The 21,804-nt window shown below is 49.2% G+C and carries 18 protein-coding genes and 1 other RNA gene; 10 read left to right on the plus strand and 9 right to left on the minus strand.

What is annotated here, in order from left to right; all coding sequences use genetic code 11:
- Positions 1-3 precede the first annotated feature (3 nt).
- Together agaV and kbaZ are read right to left on the minus strand one after the other, a co-directional pair.
- The gene (gene agaV / locus SK33_RS02700) at positions 4-477 is read right to left on the minus strand and encodes a PTS N-acetylgalactosamine transporter subunit IIB (protein WP_003024925.1); all 474 of its coding nucleotides are present in this window, start codon (positions 475-477) and stop codon (positions 4-6) included.
- A gap of 19 nt (positions 478-496) precedes the next feature.
- Positions 497-1,774, minus strand: a complete 1,278-nt coding sequence (kbaZ, locus tag SK33_RS02705; RefSeq protein ID WP_003024924.1) for a tagatose-bisphosphate aldolase subunit KbaZ — start codon at positions 1,772-1,774, stop codon at positions 497-499.
- Between the two features lie 267 nt (positions 1,775-2,041).
- Here kbaZ and SK33_RS02710 point away from each other — a divergent pair, with 267 nt between their 5' ends.
- Together SK33_RS02710 and agaR are read left to right on the plus strand one after the other, a co-directional pair.
- The gene (locus SK33_RS02710; RefSeq protein ID WP_003024922.1) at positions 2,042-2,848 is read left to right on the plus strand and encodes a DeoR family transcriptional regulator; all 807 of its coding nucleotides are present in this window, start codon (positions 2,042-2,044) and stop codon (positions 2,846-2,848) included.
- 324 nt (positions 2,849-3,172) lie between these two features.
- The gene (gene agaR, locus SK33_RS02715; RefSeq protein WP_003024920.1) at positions 3,173-3,943 is read left to right on the plus strand and encodes a transcriptional repressor AgaR; all 771 of its coding nucleotides are present in this window, start codon (positions 3,173-3,175) and stop codon (positions 3,941-3,943) included.
- A gap of 37 nt (positions 3,944-3,980) precedes the next feature.
- On the opposite strand, the gene SK33_RS02720 is transcribed toward agaR, so the two are convergent.
- From SK33_RS02720 to garD, 7 genes are all read right to left on the minus strand, one after another.
- The gene (locus tag SK33_RS02720) at positions 3,981-4,901 is read right to left on the minus strand and encodes an ROK family protein (protein ID WP_003024918.1); all 921 of its coding nucleotides are present in this window, start codon (positions 4,899-4,901) and stop codon (positions 3,981-3,983) included.
- An 18-nt stretch (positions 4,902-4,919) separates the two neighbouring features.
- Complete coding sequence (locus SK33_RS02725; protein ID WP_003840006.1) at positions 4,920-6,176, minus strand: Gfo/Idh/MocA family protein; 1,257 nt, start codon at positions 6,174-6,176, stop codon at positions 4,920-4,922.
- Positions 6,177-6,212: 36 nt separating this feature from the next.
- A complete protein-coding gene (locus SK33_RS02730) occupies positions 6,213-7,319 on the minus strand; it encodes an ABC transporter ATP-binding protein (protein ID WP_003024911.1) in 1,107 nt (368 codons plus the stop codon).
- An 11-nt stretch (positions 7,320-7,330) separates the two neighbouring features.
- Positions 7,331-8,155: a carbohydrate ABC transporter permease gene (locus SK33_RS02735; protein WP_003024907.1), complete on the minus strand. Its 825-nt coding sequence runs from the start codon at positions 8,153-8,155 to the stop codon at positions 7,331-7,333.
- 10 nt (positions 8,156-8,165) lie between these two features.
- Positions 8,166-9,110: a carbohydrate ABC transporter permease gene (locus SK33_RS02740; RefSeq protein ID WP_003840012.1), complete on the minus strand. Its 945-nt coding sequence runs from the start codon at positions 9,108-9,110 to the stop codon at positions 8,166-8,168.
- A 78-nt stretch (positions 9,111-9,188) separates the two neighbouring features.
- Positions 9,189-10,448: an ABC transporter substrate-binding protein gene (locus SK33_RS02745; protein WP_048218696.1), complete on the minus strand. Its 1,260-nt coding sequence runs from the start codon at positions 10,446-10,448 to the stop codon at positions 9,189-9,191.
- Between the two features lie 355 nt (positions 10,449-10,803).
- Positions 10,804-12,375, minus strand: a complete 1,572-nt coding sequence (gene garD, locus SK33_RS02750; protein ID WP_048218694.1) for a galactarate dehydratase — start codon at positions 12,373-12,375, stop codon at positions 10,804-10,806.
- A 402-nt stretch (positions 12,376-12,777) separates the two neighbouring features.
- On the opposite strand from garD, the gene garP reads away from it, so the two are divergent.
- The 8 genes from garP to tdcC all read left to right on the plus strand — a co-directional run bounded on the left by garP (position 12,778) and on the right by tdcC (position 21,788).
- Complete coding sequence (gene garP, locus SK33_RS02755; protein ID WP_003024898.1) at positions 12,778-14,112, plus strand: galactarate/glucarate/glycerate transporter GarP; 1,335 nt, start codon at positions 12,778-12,780, stop codon at positions 14,110-14,112.
- A 15-nt stretch (positions 14,113-14,127) separates the two neighbouring features.
- Complete coding sequence (gene garL / locus SK33_RS02760; protein ID WP_003840018.1) at positions 14,128-14,898, plus strand: 2-dehydro-3-deoxyglucarate aldolase; 771 nt, start codon at positions 14,128-14,130, stop codon at positions 14,896-14,898.
- Between the two features lie 30 nt (positions 14,899-14,928).
- Positions 14,929-15,819 (plus strand): 2-hydroxy-3-oxopropionate reductase, encoded by an 891-nt coding sequence (gene garR / locus SK33_RS02765; RefSeq protein ID WP_003024889.1) that lies wholly within the window; start codon positions 14,929-14,931, stop codon positions 15,817-15,819.
- A gap of 65 nt (positions 15,820-15,884) precedes the next feature.
- On the plus strand, positions 15,885-17,030 hold the full coding sequence (garK, locus tag SK33_RS02770) for a glycerate 2-kinase (RefSeq protein WP_048218691.1): 1,146 nt from the start codon (positions 15,885-15,887) through the stop codon (positions 17,028-17,030).
- 32 nt (positions 17,031-17,062) lie between these two features.
- Positions 17,063-17,439: RNase P RNA component class A (gene rnpB, locus SK33_RS02775), an RNA gene on the plus strand.
- A gap of 968 nt (positions 17,440-18,407) precedes the next feature.
- Positions 18,408-19,346, plus strand: a complete 939-nt coding sequence (gene tdcA / locus SK33_RS02780; protein WP_003024882.1) for a transcriptional regulator TdcA — start codon at positions 18,408-18,410, stop codon at positions 19,344-19,346.
- 98 nt (positions 19,347-19,444) lie between these two features.
- Positions 19,445-20,434 (plus strand): bifunctional threonine ammonia-lyase/L-serine ammonia-lyase TdcB, encoded by a 990-nt coding sequence (gene tdcB, locus SK33_RS02785; protein WP_003024877.1) that lies wholly within the window; start codon positions 19,445-19,447, stop codon positions 20,432-20,434.
- Positions 20,435-20,456: 22 nt separating this feature from the next.
- Positions 20,457-21,788: a threonine/serine transporter TdcC gene (gene tdcC / locus SK33_RS02790; protein WP_003024875.1), complete on the plus strand. Its 1,332-nt coding sequence runs from the start codon at positions 20,457-20,459 to the stop codon at positions 21,786-21,788.
- Positions 21,789-21,804 lie beyond the last annotated feature (16 nt).

Raw genomic sequence — 21,804 nt, forward strand, 5'->3', positions numbered from 1 at the left:
CCCTCAGAGAAGTTTATAGAGGTCCTGGGCGGGTTCTGTTGGAACGCCCTGAACGAAGCATTCCACTCCAGCGGCTTTGAGCCCGTTGAACGCCGTAATATCGGCAGCGTCTACAGAAACCGTTTTGGCGATTTGTTGTTTGCCGTTGGCGTAGTGCATATTGCCAACGTTGATACGGTTAACAGGAACACCGCCTTCGACCAGACGGAAGAAATCCGCAGGCGATTTGCAGACCAGCAGAATTTTCTGGCGATCGGCGGCACGGTGAATATTGTCGATCACTTTTTGTAGTGACCAGAAGCGTACGGCGATCCCTTCTGCCAGTACCATTTCCATCAGGTTTTGCTGCACTGGATCTTCAGCCACCTCATCATTAGCGACCAGCACCAGGTTTGCCCCCGCAAACCCGACCCATTGCACACCAACCTGACCGTGAATCAGACGTTCATCAATGCGACTTAATACAATGTTTGGCATGGTATTTTTCTCTTTTTTGTTATGCGTTACGAGCTGGAGCACCCAGGCAGGCGCAGTGATATTGCTGCAGTATGTCCTGAATATGGTTAATGATGAGTTCTCGCGGCGTGGCGCTGAGATCTCCCTCGCGCACTTTTACGTACTGCAAGGGTAAATACTGGCTAATCAGCGGCAGTGGAATGGGGTCATCCGCCAGGTTACGTACCAGACGTTCGAATGCCTCATCAATCTGGCTGTCCGGCCAGTAGTAACGAACCCGATCGGAGTAGCTGTATCCGCGAGCCAGACGGCGTGCGTTGCCATCACCGTGATAGTGGCTCTGCCAGTACTCTGGTCGATCAAGCATTACGCTTTCCAGCACATGTCGCAGGCCTGAACAAGCTTTTGCAGGCAGTAATTCTTCTTCAATGGCGGCTAATGAAAACAGCGCTTCGCGCAGAGCGAAGGTCAGCGCAGGTCCCACTTTCAGAATAGCGAAGTGGTCTATCACCAGTTGACGCAAGGACTGTGGCGTTTGGTAATCGGTAGAGTGCGCTTCAAACACGAGTGTGTCGTAGTCTTCCACCATTTTGCTGAGTGCCACAGCTTTCTGTGGTTGATAATCAATGATGTGTGTGTGGTCGAATTCAACGCCAGGTTGCACCACCAGGGCGATAATACGCGGCCAGATACCTTCCAGACCGTGCTTTTCAAAGGCGTGATAGTGAGCCTGAAGCGTTGCGCGTGCGGCATCGGGCGTTGTTACCGCCAGGTCGGTTAACGTTTCGTGAGCGCCACCTGGAACCGGCACTTCTGTGCCAATCACATAGACCAGGTCAGACTCGCCAAAATGTGCCATACAGGTTTCTTCGGCGACTTTTGCCAGACGTGCGGCGCGCTCAGCGACAATTTCATCCGTCAGTGGAACCGGGTCGTTAGCACAAGACATGCTGCAATCGAGGTGGATTTTTTTAAAGCCTGCGGCGACATAGCTCTTGATCAGATCGTCTGCATTGGCCATTGCCTGTTCCGCAGGCAGATTTTGCCAACGGTTTGGCCCGAGATGGTCTCCGCCGAGAATCAGCATATCCTGAGAAAAATCAAGCGAGTCGGCTAAACGGCAGACAAAACTGCGAAAATCGGCTGGTGTCATACCCGTATAGCCGCCAAACTGGTCAACCTGATTAGAGGTTGCTTCGATCAACAGCGGTGTATGGTTTGCATGGGCGTAGCGTATTGCGGCTTCCAATACGATTGGATGCGCGGAACAAACGGCATAAATCCCGTTTGCCTTCCCCCGTTTATGCTGTTCGACCATTTTAGTTAGATGTTTCACTTTCCTCTCCAGGTCAGATTACTGCGACATCAATCTTTCGTTTTGTTTCATTTAATACTGCATCATGGTGTTATAAAAATAAAACGAAAGATAATAGTTTTCCGATCTGTTTCACAAAAGAAACACAATGAAAGGTTTCAGCGTAAGTTCGTCCGGCTCTTCGCTGCTTGCGGGGCTTGCATTCGCGCAAAAGAAAGGCGTTAATAGACAAAACGAAATAAAACGAAAGGTTCAACTAAAGGATTTCTTATGAGTAACACCGAGTCCTCTGCAGACAAGCGCGTTATTGGCACCAGCGAAAGACGTGAGCAGATCATCCAGCGGTTACGGCAGCAGGGAAGCGTTCAGGTTAACGATCTTTCCTTATTTTTTGGCGTCTCCACGGTCACTATTCGCAACGACCTCGCCTTTCTGGAAAAGCAGGGGATTGCGGTACGTGCCTATGGCGGAGCGCTAATATGCGAGAGCAATGCGCCTGTTGTGGAGCCTTCTGTAGAAGATAAGAGTTCACTTAATACGGCAGTAAAACGCAGTATTGCCAGAGCCGCCGCAGAGTTAATTCAACCGGGACACCGCGTGATCCTTGACTCCGGCACCACGACCTATGAAATTGCCCGCCTGATGCGCCAGCATACTAATGTCATTGCTATGACCAACGGTATGAATGTCGCCAATGCGCTACTGGAAGCCGAAGGGGTTGAGCTGCTGATGACCGGCGGCCATTTGCGTCGTCAGTCACAATCGTTTTATGGCGATCAGGCTGAGCAGTCGCTACAAAATTATCACTTCGACATGCTGTTTCTTGGCGTTGATGCTATCGATTTAGAGCGTGGTGTTAGCACGCACAACGAAGATGAGGCGCGTCTCAACCGTCGGATGTGTGAAGTGGCTGAACGTATCATTGTCGTTACCGACTCGACGAAGTTTAACCGCTCCAGCCTGCATAAGATCATTGATACCCAGAGGATCCATACCATCATTGTTGATGAAGGCATCCCAGAGGAGAGCTTGCAGGAACTACGCCGCAGCGGTGTTGAAGTGATCATTGTTGAGTAGTCCCGCTCTAAAATTCAAAAATGTGATCCCTTTCAATTAAACAAAAACAAACCATAAGCGAGCTTTTTTAGTAGCTCGCTTTCGTTTTTTCGCATGCTTCCCGCCTCTTTCTCGCATCTTACCCATTTTGAGTCTTTTCATTTTTTCGGTTTTCTTCGTTTCGATTTGCTAAAACGAAAGAAAATGGTCAATTTTTGTTAAATTCAACGCTGGGCCAGTGCGCACAAATTCACCTTATTGCTTCTGATGTAATATATTCAAAAGAAAACGAAAGTGCTAAAGCGCTAAAACAAAACAACATGAATATTTGATGGAGCAATAGAAATGCTGGATAACTTAAGACGTCGCGAGCAAATAATTGATCTGCTATGCGATCAGGGTAGCGTTCGTGTCGAGCCACTGAGCGTCCATTTTGGTGTGTCATCGGTTACGATCCGCAACGACTTACGTTATCTGGAACAGAAGGGATGTGTCATGCGCTCCTACGGCGGGGCGGTTCTCAATCAGCACTTTGCCCTTGACCGGCCTTTGCAGGATAAGGACCGCCTGAATCGCGATGTGAAAACGCGTATTGCCGAAAAAGCGGCCAGCTTTGTGAAAGATGGTGACACGTTAATCCTCGATTCCGGTTCGACCACCACGCTCATTCCTCCTATGTTAAAAAATCGCCGCGATCTGGTGGTGATGACCAATGCGCTCAACATTGCATGGGAACTGGCGAATTTTGAGCGCGTAGACGTCATGATTCTGGGAGGGAATGTCAGGCAAAGCGTCTATTCATTGTATGGCCCTTCAGCAGAACACCAGCTTAGACAATACCGGTTTGATAAGCTTTTCTTAGGCGTTGACGGATTCTGCCTGGAAGCGGGTATTACCACGCCACATCCGGGAGAAGCACATCTGAATCAGGTAATGTGTGAAGTTGCGCAGGAGGTCACGGTGGTCGCTGACTCCAGCAAGTTTGGCCGCAAAAGTTTCTGTATGATTAGCGAAATCAGCGGGATTGACCGGGTGATTACCGACAGCGGGATCCCAGAAAATTATCACCGGACGTTAATCCAGCTTGGGGTGGATGTGGTGATTGCGGATGAATAACTGAAATTGCTGGCGAGATTCCCCCGCCAGCAGTTTTTTAGTGGGTCTGCGTACCCTGTTCAACCAGCAGCAATGCGGCACCGCGAACCCCGCTGGATGCGCCATGGATGGCCGGGAATACGCGGGCAGGTTCTAATCCCGGGAACAAATAACGTGACATGGCCTGCGGCAGCAACGTATAAATTTCTTCGATGTTGGAAACCCCACCGCCGAGAACAAAAGCATCGACATCCAGAATCAACTGCAATTGCGCCAGCGTACAACCCAACATATCAATCCATGCTTCTATGGTAGTAACGGCGCTGGCATTGCCATGACGATAATGCTCCAGCAGGGTCTCCATTTTGAGTTGTTCTCCGCTGAAGTGTTTGTGGAGCCACAGTAAACCGGGGCCGGATTGATAGCGTTCCAGACACCCTTGTAAGCCACAGCCGCACTTCAGTTCCGGTAAATGATAACGACGCATAAACGTTGCCGGAAGCGGTAAATGGCCAAACTCACTGGCCATTCGGTTGCGACCCCGATACAGCTGACCGTCAATGACTAACCCTCCACCCATGCCGGTGCCAATAATGGCACCAAAAATTCTGGAGAACTGGCGAGCCTGCTGGGTATGGGCTTCCGAGAGCGCAAAGCAGCAGCAGTCATTGTCCAGCTCAACCGAACGATTGAGGCGGTTAGCTAAATCGTTCATCACCTGGCGTCCGGTCAGGCAGGGCACGTTAGATGACAGTAGTTTTCCGGTATGTCTGTCCATAAGACCGGGCATGCCGATGCCAATTTTTCCTTGCGTTCCTGTCGCCCAGTCGGCGGTATCAATAAGTGAAGTAAAGGTCGAAAGAAAGAGTTCATAATCCTGAACTGGCGTGGCAACGCGCTTACGCCAGCAAACCTGCATTTCCTTATCAAAAGCGACAATTTCAGTTTTGGTTCCACCAATATCAACACCGTAAAACATGCCTCATCTCCTCCGGCTTCACAGCGTAACCAGACTGTTTTCCTTGCGAGCGCGTTCTGCGGCAAAGACCATTAAGTGACTTTCCAGTGACTCATCCGGGCCAGAAAGGATCATATTTTGATCGTTGGCCATCACTGCATGGATAAAGCGATCCATCAGGTAGTAATCGCCACCACCATGTCCCCCCATCTGTGTTTGTGTTCCAGCGGCGATCTCCTCGATCTGATGCACTGTTTCTTTGTCTGTCAGGAAATCAAACACCCGGATCTGCTCGCCATCGCCTTCCAGATAACCTCTGGTGCCAAACAGGCGCGTTTTTCGATCTTCCATTTTGGTAAATGCGGTCATGGTAAAGGTCACCGTCTGCTGGTGGGCAAAACGTAAATTAACAACCTGATGATCCACCACATCATTATCACAACGATAAACGCAGCGACCATAAGGCCCATCGCGCAGCGCCTGGCGGACATTTTCTTCGCTGGGATCTGCAGTCAGCACCCGACGGAAGTGAGGAGTGCATTTGTGGTTTTCACCCAGATAAATTTTGCAGGCAGACCAGGGGCAGGTTGCTTCAACCTGACAATCAAGGCAGCGGTCGGCGGCGCCAGCAGGCTGATTCTCTTTCACAAAGTGGCTCAGGCTGCCAAATGATCCTACGTCCTTGCAGTTGTCGCCCATGATGTAGCGGATCCAGTCCAAATCATGACAGGATTTCTGTAATAACATAAATGACGATTCTGCTTCATTGCGCCAGTTACCACGTACAAACGAGTGCGCCTGATGCCAGTAGCCTACGGGTTCGAGATGCTGCATGCTGACAATATCGCCAATTACGCCATCATCAAGCAGTGATTTCAGCTTTTGCGTATAGCGGGTGTACCGCAGGACGTGCGCGACGGCCAGTAATACGTTGTTGCGTTTAACCGCATCAATAATGATCCGGCAATCTTCTGGCGTAGGGGCGAGCGGTTTTTCCAGCAGAATGTGATAGCCGAGATTGGCAAACGCCACGGCAGGATCTTTGTGCATATTATCCTGCGTGCAAATAAGTACTACGTCGGCCATTTTGGGTTGGGCCGCAGCCTCTTGCCAGTCGCAAAATACGTTATTTGGGGCAATCTTATGCTGTGCGACAAACTGCTGGCGATACGCCTCTCTGGGCTCAGCAACGCCTACTACCTGCATTCTGTCTGGATGTTCAAGCGCATAGCGAGCATATATTTCTCCGCGCGCACCAGCTCCTACCACTAATACGGTCACTTTATTCGCACACATATAAACCTCTCATTTTTCACTTAGCCTGAATAACGGTCAGGCCAAATTTTCTTCATGTTTTTTATCAAACAAAAAGGCGGCTTCCAGATTAAATTTCACTTTGATAGATTCGCCGGGAAGAGGGGCCCAGTCGGGTGAGGAGTTAATACGTAAGATCATATGTTGCTCACCAATATCAAAATGCAGAAGGTCTTCGTTGCCCATCCTTTCTACGTTGGTAATGTGCGCATCGAACGCAGAGACGTCATGCTGCGAGGCTAACTGAATGGCCTCTGACCGGATGCCGAACCAGACGCTGGAGTGCGGATATTGCTCCAGTAGGTTACTCAAGCGTGTATTTAATGGCAGGATTAAATTATCAGCCAGGCGCAGACCACGAGTACCGGGTTCAATATCAAGCAGCATAATATTCATTGCCGGATTACCAATAAAACCAGCAACAAATTTATTCCTGGGGTGATGGTAGATATTTCCTGGGGTATCCACCTGCATAATACGACCGCCATTAAGAACGCAAATCCTGTCTCCCATCGTCATCGCTTCAATCTGATCGTGCGTGACGTACACCATGGTTGCGCTCACGCCTTCGTGACGCAGTTGTCGATGCAGTTCTGTCAGCCGCACGCGCATTGAAACACGCAGCTTTGCATCCAGGTTGGAAAGCGGCTCATCAAACAAAAAAACGTCTGGCTTACGCACGATGGCCCTGCCAACGGCAACGCGCTGACATTGACCGCCCGAAAGTTGGCCGGGCTTTTTATCGAGTAATGTCTCTATTTCCAGCTTGTGTGCAGCTTCCCGTACGCGGATATCAATCTCTTCTTTGCTCATTTTCCCTAACAGACTGAATGCCATATTTTTATAAATCGTCATGTGGGGATAGAGGGCATAATTCTGGAAGACCATGGCAACGCCTCGCTCCTTTGGTAGCAGGTCGTTGACGCACTTCTCTCCGATTGCGATATGACCATGAGTGATATCTTCCAGACCTGCAATCATGCGCAGCAGCGTTGATTTGGCGCAGCCTGATGGCCCGACAAACACCATGAATTCGCCATCGTGGATTTCAAGATCAACGCCATGGATCGCCTGGAAGCCATTGGGATAGACTTTGCTTACTGCCTGTAATTGAATACCTGACATAACACTGCCCCTTATCCTTTAATTCCGGCACCAGCGATGCCGCGAATAAAATAGCGCTGGAAGAAGATATAAAGTAACAACATCGGGATAATCGCCAGCAATGCGCCCGCCATTAACATCGGATATTCCACGCCTGAGCGTCCGGAAAGTGAGGCTAACCCCACCGGTAATGTCATTTTATCCATGGAGGTGTTGACGATCAGCGGCCACATTAAGTTATTCCAGCTCCACAATCCGTTAATAATGACGCAGGCAATCAGCCCTGGTTTAATTAATGGCAGCATAATTTTGAAGAAAATAGTCAGATGGTTATACCCATCCATAATGGCTGCCTCTTCCAGTTCTTTAGGTACTGACAGAAAAAACTGACGCAATAAAAAGGCGCTATATATGCTGAATAAACCCGGTAGCACCAGTCCAGGAATTGAGTTCAGCAAACCGATTTTTTCAACGGTTAAAAACTGTGGGATTAAAAAGATCTGACCGGGCACCATCAGAATTGAAATACACAGCATAAACAGGACATCTCGCCCTTTAAAACGCAGTCGGGAGAAACCGTACGCTGCCATTGCCGCAATCAGCGTCTGCAAAATGACGATGACCAACGTGGAGACGATCGAGTTAAAGTAAAAGCTGCCAAAAGGCATTTCATGCAAGATTTTACCGTAAGCCTGAAACCCTGGGTTGGCAGGTAGCAGGATCGGCGGAAAGGCGATGCTTTCTGCCTGGGTTTTAAAAGAGGTGATGATCATCCAGATGAAGGGAACCACAGTTACCAGCGTCGCGAGGATCATCAAGCCGTAAATTAGCCATTTTTCACGTTTAGTCATGAACATCGTGGTTGCCTCACTGTGCTTTAAGTCGTTTACCAATCCATATTTGCAGCAGCGTCAGGACCATCGTGATAACGAAAATCACCACGGCGATCGCTGAGGCATACCCTTTTTCATGGTAGATAAAGGCGTATTTATAGAAGAGATAGGCGATAGTCATCGTCTGATCGTCCACCATGGATGAACTGCCAAACAGCAGATAAACCACATCGAAAATTTGCAGCGTTTCGATAAAAGAGATCACCAGTACGAAAAACAGCGTGGGGATCATTAGCGGTAAGGTAATAGACCAGAATCCACGCAATTTGCTGATGCCATCCAGCGACATCGCTTCATAAATTTGTTTGGGGATCCCCTGCAATCCAGCGAGCAGAATGATCATCTTCAGCGCAATAGCCGACCAGATGATAACCAACGAGGCGCTCAGGCGGACGACATCGGGATCGGATAACCAACCGATGGCCGGAAGATCGAAAAAGGCCAGGATCTGATTAATTAAGCCGAAGTTTCGGTTCATCAACCACTGCCAGACCATAGCAATGGCCGCAGGCATAGTGACAGCGGGCAGAAATAACAGCGTGCGAAACAACCACTGACCGCGAATCGCCTGATTCAGGCCAATTGCGAGCAGTAATGACAAAACGGTGATTATCGGTACGCAAATAAAAACATAGGCCAAGGTGTTATATATTGCTGAACGAAACTCATCATCGCTGAATAAATTAATATAGTTATCTAAGCTGATCGTCGTCCAGATCTGAAACTCGCCCAGGTCGGTGAAACTATAAAAAACGTTCTGGAAGAATGGAGTAAAGTAAAAAACAATTAATCCCGCCAGTAACGGCATAATCATTATCCATCCCCAGAAGCGTTCTTCTTTTTCCAGCTTGGTCAGGGATTTTTTTTGCGCCTCTCTGGCCGGTAATTGTGGGGATGCAGCTTCATCTGAATAGCTCATACAGACTCCGGGATGCTCACTGTGCAACCAAAATATATTGCGCGGGCGAAAGCGAGAGGGAGCATGGCTCCCTCAGGATTATTTCTGCATTTCTCGTTCAACGCGTTTAGCAACACCAGGCATGACTTTCTCTGGGTCAGTACCCGTCCACACTTTTTTCAAGCCATCATTCAGGATGCTATTCCACTTAGCGGTATTGGAGCCTGCGGTTGGATATTTATGTGAGAAAGCCAACGAATCGATATAGGCTGAAACATCAATATCCTTAAAGCCTTCAGCCCACTCTTTGGCCACTTTTTGGTTAGCCGGGATCACGACTTTTCCCGTAGCCAGAGTCTGCTGCGCATGCTCAGAGCTCATGAATTCAATGAACTTCCACGCCGCATCTTTATGCTGACTTTTGGCTGACATAGCAAATGCCAGACTATGGGATACACCTGCCTGCTCTGCCATTTTTGGCATTGGCACTACGCCGATGTGATCCTTAATCAACTCATTTTGAGAGAAGGGTAATGCCCACCATGAGCCTGCGTAGACCATGGCTACCCGGTTTGACTGGAAGACGTCTGAGGCTTCCATCTCGCCTGGTGGTTGGATTAGTCCCGCGTTCAGCATGCCTTGAACATCGCGATAGACGGCGATAGCTTTGTCATTGGCAACATCCGTTTTGCCCTCAGGTAGTACAATCTTATCCCCGGCCTGTAATAGCAGGTTAAAGTAACTATCCTGTCCGCTGCTGAATTCCATTGCTAGTGGATAAGACTGTTTATCCAGCCCTTTACGTAACTGATCTGATTTTTGTTTTAGATCATTCCACGTCCAGTTTTTATCGGGATAACTCACACCAGCCTGATCGAACATTTTTTTGTTGTACCAGACGGCAATTGCATCAATATCCCTTGGGATGGCATATTGTTGCGACTGGTATTGGTAGGCATCGACTGAGCTTTTAACAAAATCATCCAGTTTCGGCGCTGATTTATCTTTCAGATAATTAGTCAGTGGTTCCAGCATGCCATTTTTCACATATTGCTGGAAATTAGGCATGTTCATCCAGAATACATCCGGTGCTACATTTCCACCGACTGCTGAACTGAGTTTGATAAAATACTGGTCATAAGGAGTTAGTTCAATTTCGACCTTAATTCCGGGGTTGTCTTTTTCAAATTCATTAACGAGCTGTTGTTCGCCAGGGAGTTGATTACGGTCCCATAACGTGTAGCGTAATTTAACAGGCTTTGCGTCCGACTGGCCTTCAGCACTCGCGAAGACAGGAGTTGCCAGTAAACAGGAAATAAGACAAGCCAATGCGACATTATTTTTATTCAGGGTATACATAACTTCCCTCTTTATTCAGGTCAGAATGCTTATGAGGTAAATTACAGGAGCCTATGAATAATCTGTTTTACACCGGAGAAAGTCAAAGCAGTAAAAAAGAGGGGATTATCGCATTAAAACAAGGTCGTCTTTCGGTAGGTTTCTCTTTTATCAAAACGAAAATATAACGTAAAACAATGGTGGTATTATTTCTTTTAATTTCATGTCGTTAGGTTCATTTGGTAGGTTTGAATCGAAAAAAATAGATGTTTAAAAAAACCTCTTAAAATGCGAACGTTATCACTTTATTTGTTGAAGCATCGACATCAAAAACGGGGACAAATCCCCGTTTTTTCGTTGGCTTTCGTTTCGATAATCAGGTCACTGGCGCCGGGTTAAACACCGCCAGCTGGTTATGCAGTCCCCACTGATCTGAGAAGGTTTTCTTACGTCCGCTGGCGACGTCGAGAATAAACTCGAACAGTTTCAGACCCACGTCTTCAATGGTTTCTTCTCCGGTAGCGATGGTACCGGCGTTGATGTCCATCAGGTCAAACCAACGATTGGCCAGCTCCGTGCGTGTCGCCATTTTAATCACCGGCACGGCCATCAGGCCATACGGCGTACCACGACCGGTGGTAAAGACTTGTACTGTGATCCCAGAAGCAACCTGTTGCGTACCGCAGACAAAATCGCTGGCGGGGGTGGCAGCGTAAATCAGGCCACGTTTGGTTGGACGCTGGCCCGGCGACAAGACTTCGACAATCGCGCTCTTGCCCGACTTCGCAATAGAACCCAGCGCTTTTTCCACCACGTTTGCCAGACCGCCTTTCTTGTTGCCCGGTGATGGGTTGGCGCTCCGGTCAGTCTTGCCCATATCCAGGTAGTTATCGTACCAGGCCATCTCTTCGAGCAGGCGTTTACCCACCTCTTCGTTAATCGCGCGCGGGGTCAGAAGGTGGATGGCATCGCGCACTTCAGTTACTTCGGAGAACATCACTGTCGCGCCGCAGCGTACTAACAGGTCGGAGGCATAACCTACCGCTGGGTTGGCCGTCACGCCGGAAAACGCATCGCTGCCGCCGCACTGCATGCCGACCACCAGTTCTGATGCCGGGCAGGTTTCACGCTGGCGCTGATTGAGCTTTGCCAGATGGCGTTCGGCCACTTGCAAAATATCGGCAACCATCGATTGAAAGCCGACGTGTTTTTCATCCTGCAGGCTGACGATGCTGGCGCTGTCGACCGGAATGCTTTTTACATCGTGCGTACCTTCCAGCAGGCGCTCTGGCTGCAGTTTTTCACAGCCGAGGCCAATGACCATTACCTCACCGCCAAAGTTAGGGTTCAGCGCAATATTATGAATAGTTCGAATGGGCACGATGGCGGCTGGAGCGTTAATCGCCACGCCGCAACCGTACAGATGATTGAGCCCCACCACACCGTCAACATTCGGGTATTTGGGCAGCAGATCGCGTTCAATGATTTTCACCACATAGTCCACCACGCCCGCCACGCAGTGCACGCTGGTGGAGATGCCGAGCAGATTCTTGGTGCCAACGCTACCGTCAGCATTGCGGTAACCTTCGAAGGTATAACCCTCGAGAGGCGGCAGCGGCTCAGGCACTTTAGTTGCCAGCGGCAGCGTCTCCAGCGGCGGAGCCTTGGGCAGCTCAACCATTGATTCATCAATCCAGCTGCCGCGTGGGATATCGCGAACGGCATAGCCTATCACTTCGCCATAACGCACGATTTCGTCATGAACAGGAATATCCACGAGCGCCACTTTATGACCCTGGGGAATATGTTCAATGAGTTCCAGTCCGTCCGGAAAACGCGTTCCGGCTTTCAGACCATTGTCATTGACAATTATCGCCACATTATCTGTTTCGTGAACTTTAATATAAAACGCCGTGGGCGATTCTTGTCTGATTTCGATGTCGGCCATTGTCCAGTATTCTCCAACAAGTGGTGATAATAGTGTGGATATTTATATTTTGAATCTCATTGTCAGTAATAAAGATTCGGTATCGTGAAATAAGAATGTCAGGAGTTTATCGTGAAGAATGTGACAATGATCACTTAAACTCAGCAAGGCCGCACCAGCAGGGGTAGCAATACGTAAATGTGTGGATTAGCGCCCACGCATGTGTGCATATGCCCAAAACATTATTTTCATAACGCATATTTAATGAGCGCTTGCACAATGATTAACGTTGCGCTGCTGATTATACTAAATCACGGTTTCATTGCGTCTGATAAATTATTATACGTTTTTATTATCGGTAATTTATCACCAGGGATATCTGCCAAATAATAATAAAACTTTTATGTACCCGAGGTAATTAGAATGATACTGGATACAGTTGTCGAGAAAAAGAAAGGTACGCACACCCGTTACTTAATATTGCTAATAATATTTATTGTTACCGCCGTTAACTACGCGGACCGTGCCACGCTATCTATTGCCGGCACGGAAGTGGCGAAAGAGTTGCAGCTCAGTGCCATTTCAATGGGTTACATTTTCTCCGCCTTCGGTTGGGCTTACCTGTTGATGCAAATCCCTGGCGGCTGGCTGCTGGATAAGTTCGGCTCGAAGAAAGTTTACACTTACAGTCTGTTCTTCTGGTCGCTGTTCACCTTTCTGCAGGGTTTTGTCGATATGTTCCCGCTAGCCTGGGCGGGTATTTCAATGTTCATCATGCGTTTCATGCTGGGCTTCTCGGAAGCGCCGTCCTTCCCGGCGAACGCCCGTATTGTGGCCGCCTGGTTCCCGACGAAAGAGCGCGGTACGGCATCCGCGATTTTTAACTCCGCACAATATTTCTCCCTGGCGCTGTTTTCACCGCTGCTGGGCTGGCTGACCTTTGCCTGGGGCTGGGAGCACGTCTTTACCGTGATGGGCGTGATCGGTTTTGTGCTCACCGGCCTGTGGGTAAAGTTTATTCATAACCCAACCGATCACCCGCGTATGTCGCAGGAAGAGCTGAAGTTTATCTCTGAAAACGGTGCGGTCGTGGATATGGACCATAAAAAGCCCGGCGATGTGAAATCAGGTGGTCCTAAACTGCATTATATCAAGCAGTTGCTGACAAACCGCATGATGCTTGGCGTGTTCTTCGGACAGTATTTTATCAACACTATCACCTGGTTTTTCCTTACCTGGTTCCCGATTTACCTGGTACAGGAAAAAGGCATGTCGATCCTGAAAGTCGGTCTGGTGGCGTCGATTCCTGCGCTGTGCGGATTTGCCGGTGGCGTGCTCGGCGGTGTGTTCTCTGATTATCTGATTAAACGCGGCTTCAGCATCACTTTGGCACGTAAGCTGCCGATTGTGCTCGGAATGTTGCTCGCGTCGACCATTATTCTGTGTAACTACACCGATAACACCACCCTGGTTGTCGCGCTGATGGCGCTGGCGTTCTTCGGCAAAGGCTTCGGCGCGCTGGGTTGGCCGGTGATCTCCGATACCGCACCGAAAGAAATAGTCGGTCTGTGCGGTGGGGTATTTAACGTATTTGGCAACGTAGCCTCTATCGTCACTCCGCTGGTGATTGGTTATCTGGTGAGCGAGCTGCACTCATTTAATGCTGCGCTGATGTTTGTAGGGTGTTCGGCGCTGATGGCAATGGTTTGCTACCTGTTTATTGTCGGTGACATTAAACGTATGGAATTGCAGAAATAAACAAAGGTATAGGCGATGAATAACACGATTTTCCCGAATAAGTTTAAAGCGGCCCTCGCGGCGCAACAGATTCAGATTGGCTGCTGGTCTGCATTGGCCAGCCCAATCAGTACCGAGGTTTTAGGCCTGGCAGGCTTTGACTGGCTGGTACTGGACGGCGAACACGCGCCGAACGATATCTCGACGTTTATCCCACAATTGATGGCGCTGAAAGGCAGCGCCAGCGCGCCGGTCGTACGCGTGCCGACCAATGAGCCGGTGATTATCAAGCGCCTGCTGGATATTGGGTTTTACAACTTCCTGATTCCGTTCGTTGAGACACAAGAAGAGGCGGTGAACGCCGTGGCGTCGACCCGCTATCCGCCGGAAGGTATTCGCGGCGTGTCCGTCTCCCATCGCGCCAATATGTTTGGCACCGTACCGGACTACTTTGCGCAATCGAATAAGAACATCACCATCATCGTGCAGATCGAAAGTCAGCAGGGCGTTGATAACGTTGACGCCATCGCGGCGACCGAAGGCGTAGACGGTGTCTTCGTCGGCCCAAGCGATCTGGCTGCGGCGCTAGGCCACCTCGGCAATGCGTCGCATCCTGATGTGCAGAAAGCTATCCAGCACATTTTTGCCCGCGCGAAAGCACATGGCAAACCAAGCGGAATTCTGGCCCCGGTAGAGGCGGATGCGCGTCGTTATCTGGAGTGGGGCGCGACCTTTGTTGCCGTTGGCAGCGACCTTGGCGTGTTCCGTTCAGCCACGCAGAAACTGGCTGATTCTTTTAAGAAATAACCACCATCGACAGTAGAGAGAGATAAAGACATGACAATGAAAGTTGGTTTTATTGGCCTTGGTATCATGGGTAAACCAATGAGTAAAAACCTCCTCAAGGCAGGTTACTCGTTGGTGGTTGCTGACCGTAACCCGGAATCCATTGCGGAAGTCATTGCCGCTGGTGCAGAAACCGCCGCCACGGCGAAAGATATTGCTGAGCAGTGCGACGTGATCATCACCATGCTGCCGAACTCGCCGCATGTTAAGGAAGTGGCGCTGGGTGAAGGCGGTATTATTGAAGGGGCGAAACCGGGCACAGTGCTGATCGACATGAGCTCCATTGCACCGTTGGCCAGCCGTGAAATTAGCGAGGCGCTGAAAGCGAAAGGCGTGGATATGCTGGATGCGCCGGTCAGCGGCGGCGAGCCAAAAGCGATTGATGGTACGTTGTCGGTGATGGTTGGCGGTGATAAAGCGATTTTCGACAAGTACTACGATTTGCTGAAAGCGATGGCTGGTTCAGTGGTACATACCGGTGACATTGGCGCGGGTAACGTCACTAAGCTGGCGAACCAGGTGATTGTGGCGCTGAACATTGCGGCGATGTCTGAAGCGCTGACGCTGGCGACCAAGGCGGGTGTGAACCCGGATCTGGTGTATCAGGCGATCCGTGGCGGACTGGCCGGAAGCACCGTGCTGGACGCGAAAGCGCCGATGGTCATGGACCGCAACTTTAAGCCAGGTTTCCGTATTGACCTGCATATCAAAGATCTGGCGAATGCGCTGGACACTTCTCATGGGGTCGGCGCGCAGTTGCCGCTGACTGCTGCAGTCATGGAGATGATGCAGGCGCTTCGCGCAGATGGGCTGGGCACCGCCGATCACAGCGCGCTCGCATGCTACTACGAAAAACTGGCGAAAGTGGAAGTCACACGCTAACAAGAAGGGCGCGGATGTGCGCCCTGTATTTCTTGCCTTGCGCGGCACAGTCAGGCTACATAACTATGAAAATCGTAATTGCCCCAGACTCTTATAAAGAAAGTCTATCTGCCACTGAGGTCGCTCAGGCAATAGAAAAAGGATTTCGGGAAATATTTCCCGATGCGCAATATGTTTCAGTTCCGGTGGCCGACGGCGGCGAAGGAACGGTCGAAGCCATGATTGCCGCCACGCAAGGGAGTGAATATTCCGCGTGGGTAACGGGCCCGCTGGGCGAAAAAGTGAATGCTTGCTGGGGCATGTCCGGAGATGGTAAAACTGCGTTTATCGAAATGGCGGCAGCCAGTGGTCTGGCGTTAGTACCTCCTGATAAGCGTAACCCGTTAGTCACCACGTCACGTGGTACCGGGGAATTGATTTTGCAGGCACTGGATAGCGGGGCGCAGAGCATTATTATCGGTATTGGCGGTAGTGCAACCAACGATGGTGGTGCGGGTATGGTGCAGGCTCTGGGCGCGAAACTTTGCGACGCTAACGGGACAGAGATTGGCTACGGGGGCGGCAGTCTGATGAGCCTCAACAGCATCGACATTTCCGGTCTGGATCCGCGATTAAAAACCTGCTCCATTCGCGTGGCCTGCGATGTGACCAATCCGCTCACAGGTGATACTGGCGCTTCGCGCATCTTCGGCCCGCAGAAAGGGGCGACGGAAGAACGCATTCTCGAACTGGACCGAAATTTGTCTCACTATGCCGACATCATTAAAAAATCGCTGCGGGTTGATGTGAAAGAGGTTCCCGGCGCAGGGGCGGCAGGTGGAATGGGCGCCGCGTTAATGGCTTTTTTAGGCGCGGACCTGCGCAGTGGTATTGAGATTGTGACCCAGGCGCTCAACCTGGAAGAGCATATTCACGACTGTACGCTGGTGGTGACCGGCGAAGGACGCATCGACAGCCAGAGTATTCACGGCAAAGTGCCGGTGGGCGTGGCGAATGTCGCGAAGAAATACCACAAACCGGTAATTGGTATTGGCGGCAGCCTGACGCGCGATGTGGAAGTGGTGCATCTATATGGTATCGATGCGGTGTTTAGCGTATTGACCAGCATCAGCACGCTGGAAGAGGCCTTCCGTGGGGCATTTGATAATATTTATCGCGCCTCAAGAAACATCGCCGCTACGTTGGCGATAGGAATGCGCAGTGCGGGGTGACATTACCCCGCAAACCCTCTATACTGCGCGCCGAAGCTGACCAGACAGTCGCCGCTTCGTCGTCGTCCTCTTCGGGGGAGACGGGCGGAGGGGAGGAAAGTCCGGGCTCCATAGGGCAGGGTGCCAGGTAACGCCTGGGGGGGAAACCCACGACCAGTGCAACAGAGAGCAAACCGCCGATGGCCCACGTAAGTGGGATCAGGTAAGGGTGAAAGGGTGCGGTAAGAGCGCACCGCGCGGCTGGTAACAGTCCGTGGCACGGTAAACTCCACCCGGAGCAAGGCCAAATAGGGGTTCACAAGGTACGGCCCGTACTGAACCCGGGTAGGCTGCTTGAGCCAGTGAGCGATTGCTGGCCTAGATGAATGACTGTCCACGACAGAACCCGGCTTATCGGTCAGCTTCACTCTTTATAAAACCCCGCTTTGGCGGGGTTTTTGCTTTCCGTATAGGCCAGATGAATGACTGTCCACGACACTATGCTCAAAAGAACGCGGCTTATCGGTCAGCTTCACTCTTTATAAAACCCCGCTTTGATGGGTTTTTTGCTTTCTGGGCAGGTTGTTATGCCTGATGGCGCTGCGCTTATCAGGCCTACAGGGATGGCTGGAACGGGTTTTGTAGGCCGGATAAGGTGTTTACACCGCCATCCGGCAGACGTTATACCTGTCGCGTTACGCTTGGTTTAACACGACTCTGGCGTTTATTTTCTCTTCATCTACTCTTTATTTGACCTTTATTTATGAGCTGAATGTCTTTTATTTGAGGGAATGCGTTGTAGGGTATTTTCGTTTTTGTGATGGCTAGCACAAAACGCTGCGCGATACGTTTTTATCGAGAATAATAGAACGCAATCGATCACCATCACAAAATTACGCGCTAATAAAGTGTACAAAATTAGTGTTAATATAATGTTGAATATGATAATTATTTGTATCGTATAGATTGAATTTTAATAAACGCAATGTTTCTTTACAAACAAATATGGCGAAAAAATGTGATGCATGGCGTTATTTAATTACCACAAACGGTAAAATATAATTATATTTGATAAATTACTCATTAAATTTAAGTGTCATTCTGCCCGATAATTGCGCTGTAATTGATTGAAATATAGCCTTTCCTGGTTTTTAGAAATAACAGATAAAATGGCGATGTTATAGCCATAAAAAATCGTTATCCCCCCATCTTTTTTTGATTAAAGTCAGGGTAAAGTGAGATTGGTATTTAATATCTATCTGATTAATAAAGGATTTCAATTTTCATAATAGTCTTACAAAATGTAAGTCAAGGGGATTTGTGAGGGGTAGCACATATCCTTGTTTGCTTAATTTGATACACTTCCTGCCGTCAACAAAGTAATTAACGCAGGTCGATATGAATACTATTACACTCCCTAAAACACAGCACTTAGTGGTCTTTCAGGAAGTCATTAGAAGCGGTTCTATCGGCTCAGCTGCAAAAGAATTAGGTTTAACTCAACCCGCTGTCAGTAAAATCATCAACGATGTTGAGGCTTATTTTGGTATTGAGTTAGTTGTGCGTAAAAATACTGGTGTGACATTGACTCAGGCAGGTCAGGTGATGCTCTCATGGTCTGAATCAATTACCCGTGAAATGAAAAACATGGTTGATGAGATGAACAGCATGACGAGCAATGCGGTCGTTGATGTGTCGTTTGGTTTTCCTTCACTGATTGCCTTCACCATCATGTCCGGCATGATTAAAAAATTCAAAGAGGTATTCCCGAAAGCACAGGTTTCTATGTATGAAGCTCAGCTCTCCTCGTTCTTACCGGCAATCCGTGACGGGCGTCTGGATTTTGCCATCGGTACGCTGAGCGATGAGATGAAACTGCACGATCTGCATGTGGAGCCGCTCTTTGAGTCAGACTTTATCCTGGTTGCCAGCAAGTCCCGAACATGCACCGGCATCACCTCGCTGAGCGCGTTGAAAAACGAACAGTGGGTGTTGCCACAAACGAATATGGGGTACTACAGCGAACTTCTTACCACGTTACAGAATAATGGCATCAGCAGTGAAAACATCGTTAATACTGACTCCGTCGTCACCATTTATAATCTTGTTCTCAATGCTGATTTCTTAACAGTAATTCCCTGCGATATGACCACACCGTTTGGCTCAAACCAGTTTATTACTATCCCGGTACAAGAAACTTTACCCGTCGCGCGTTACGCCGCCGTGTGGTCGAAAAATTATCGAATTAAAAAAGCAGCATCTATTTTGGTGGAATTAGCCAAAGAGTATTCATCATATAATTGTCGGAGACGAAGGCAATTAATTGAAATTGATTAAAGATTGAAATTGTTTTAACAAAAAATAAACGCCATCTGTCTATATCTGACAATGGTCACGGCTATCTATTTACTTTAATACCCTAGTAAGAGGTTCTAATGCACATTACATACGATCTCCCAGTTGCAATTGAAGATATCCTCGAAGCGAAAAAAAGACTGGCGGGGAAAATTTATAAAACGGGAATGCCTCGCTCTAACTATTTTAGTGAACGTTGCAAAGGGGAAATTTTCCTCAAGTTTGAAAACATGCAGCGTACCGGTTCATTTAAAATCCGTGGCGCTTTTAACAAGCTCAGTTCCTTAACAGAAGCAGAAAGAATGAAGGGCGTGGTGGCTTGCTCTGCAGGTAACCATGCGCAAGGGGTTTCTCTCTCCTGCGCTATGCTCGGTATCGACGGCAAAGTGGTAATGCCGAAAGGCGCACCGAAGTCTAAAGTAGCGGCAACCTGCGATTATTCCGCGGAAGTTGTGCTGCATGGCGACAACTTCAACGACACCATCGCTAAGGTTAGCGAGATTGTGGAAACGGAAGGCCGTATCTTTATTCCACCATATGATGACCCGAAAGTTATTGCTGGTCAGGGCACTATTGGTCTGGAAATTCTGGAAGATCTGTACGATGTCGATAACGTGATTGTGCCAATTGGCGGTGGTGGACTGATTGCGGGTATTGCGGTGGCAATTAAATCTATTAACCCGACCATTAAAATTATTGGCGTGCAGTCTGAAAACGTTCACGGCATGGCGGCTTCTTTCCACGCTGGAGAAATAACCACGCACCGAACGACCGGCACCCTGGCAGATGGTTGTGACGTCTCTCGCCCGGGTACTTTAACGTATGAAATCGTTCGTGAGTTGGTGGATGACATTGTCCTGGTCAGCGAAGATGAAATTCGCAACAGCATGGTGGCATTAATTCAGCGAAATAAAGTTGTAACTGAAGGTGCCGGTGCGCTGGCATGCGCAGCATTATTAAGCGGGAAATTAGATAGCTATATCCAGAACAGAAAAACAGTCAGCATTATTTCTGGCGGTAATATCGACCTTTCTCGTGTATCTCAAATTACTGGTTTAGTTGACGCTTAATATACTTCGTTGAGGATAGGATATGAGTACTACTGATAGCATTGTATCCAGCCAGACAAAACAGTCGTCCTGGCGCAAATCGGACACCACCTGGACACTGGGTTTATTTGGTACTGCCATCGGCGCTGGGGTGCTGTTCTTCCCTATCCGCGCAGGTTTTGGCGGACTGATCCCCATTCTGATCATGCTGGTGTTAGCATACCCCATCGCGTTCTATTGCCACCGTGCGCTGGCACGCCTGTGTCTTTCCGGTTCTAATCCTTCCGGTAACATCACAGAAACGGTTGAAGAGCACTTTGGTAAAACGGGCGGCGTGGTTATCACGTTCCTCTACTTCTTTGCGATTTGTCCGCTGCTGTGGATTTATGGCGTCACCATTACCAACACCTTTATGACCTTCTGGGAAAACCAGCTGCAGATGCCAGCATTGAACCGTGGCTTCGTGGCGCTGTTCCTGTTGCTGCTGATGGCATTCGTCATCTGGTTTGGTAAAGATCTGATGGTTAAAGTGATGAGCTACCTGGTATGGCCGTTCATTGCCAGCCTGGTGCTTATCTCTCTGTCACTGATTCCTTACTGGAACTCAGCGGTTATCGATCAGGTTGATATCAGCAATATCGCTCTGACTGGCCATGACGGCATCCTGGTTACCGTATGGCTGGGTATTTCCATCATGGTGTTCTCTTTCAACTTCTCGCCAATCGTTTCTTCCTTCGTGGTCTCTAAACGCGAAGAGTATGAGAAAGATTTCGGTCGCGAATTTACCGAGCAGAAATGTTCTAAAATCATCTCCCGCGCCAGTATGCTGATGGTTGCGGTGGTAATGTTCTTCGCCTTTAGCTGCCTGTTCACGCTGTCTCCGGCAAACATGGCGGATGCGAAAGCGCAGAACATTCCAGTACTGTCTTATCTGGCGAACCACTTCGCTTCACTGTCCGGGACGAAGTCCACCTTCGCGACCGTTCTGGAATACGGTGCTTCTATTATCGCCCTGGTTGCTATCTTCAAATCGTTCTTCGGCCACTACCTGGGTACGCTGGAAGGTCTGAACGGTCTGGTGCTGAAGTTTGGTTACAAAGGCGATAAGACCAAAGTTTCCGCCGGCAAACTGAACACCATCAGCATGATCTTCATCATGGGCTCCACCTGGGTTGTGGCTTACGCCAACCCGAACATCCTGGACCTTATTGAAGCAATGGGCGCGCCGATTATTGCCTCTCTGCTCTGCCTGCTGCCGATGTATGCCATCCGTAAAGCGCCATCACTGGCGAAATACCGTGGCCGTCTGGATAACGTGTTTGTTACCGTGATTGGTCTGCTGACCATCCTGAACATTGTCTACAAACTGTTTTAATCCTTAAGCTCAGGAT

The sequence above is a fragment of the Citrobacter sp. MGH103 genome (assembly GCF_001034475.2).
Classification (GTDB): domain Bacteria; phylum Pseudomonadota; class Gammaproteobacteria; order Enterobacterales; family Enterobacteriaceae; genus Citrobacter; species Citrobacter freundii.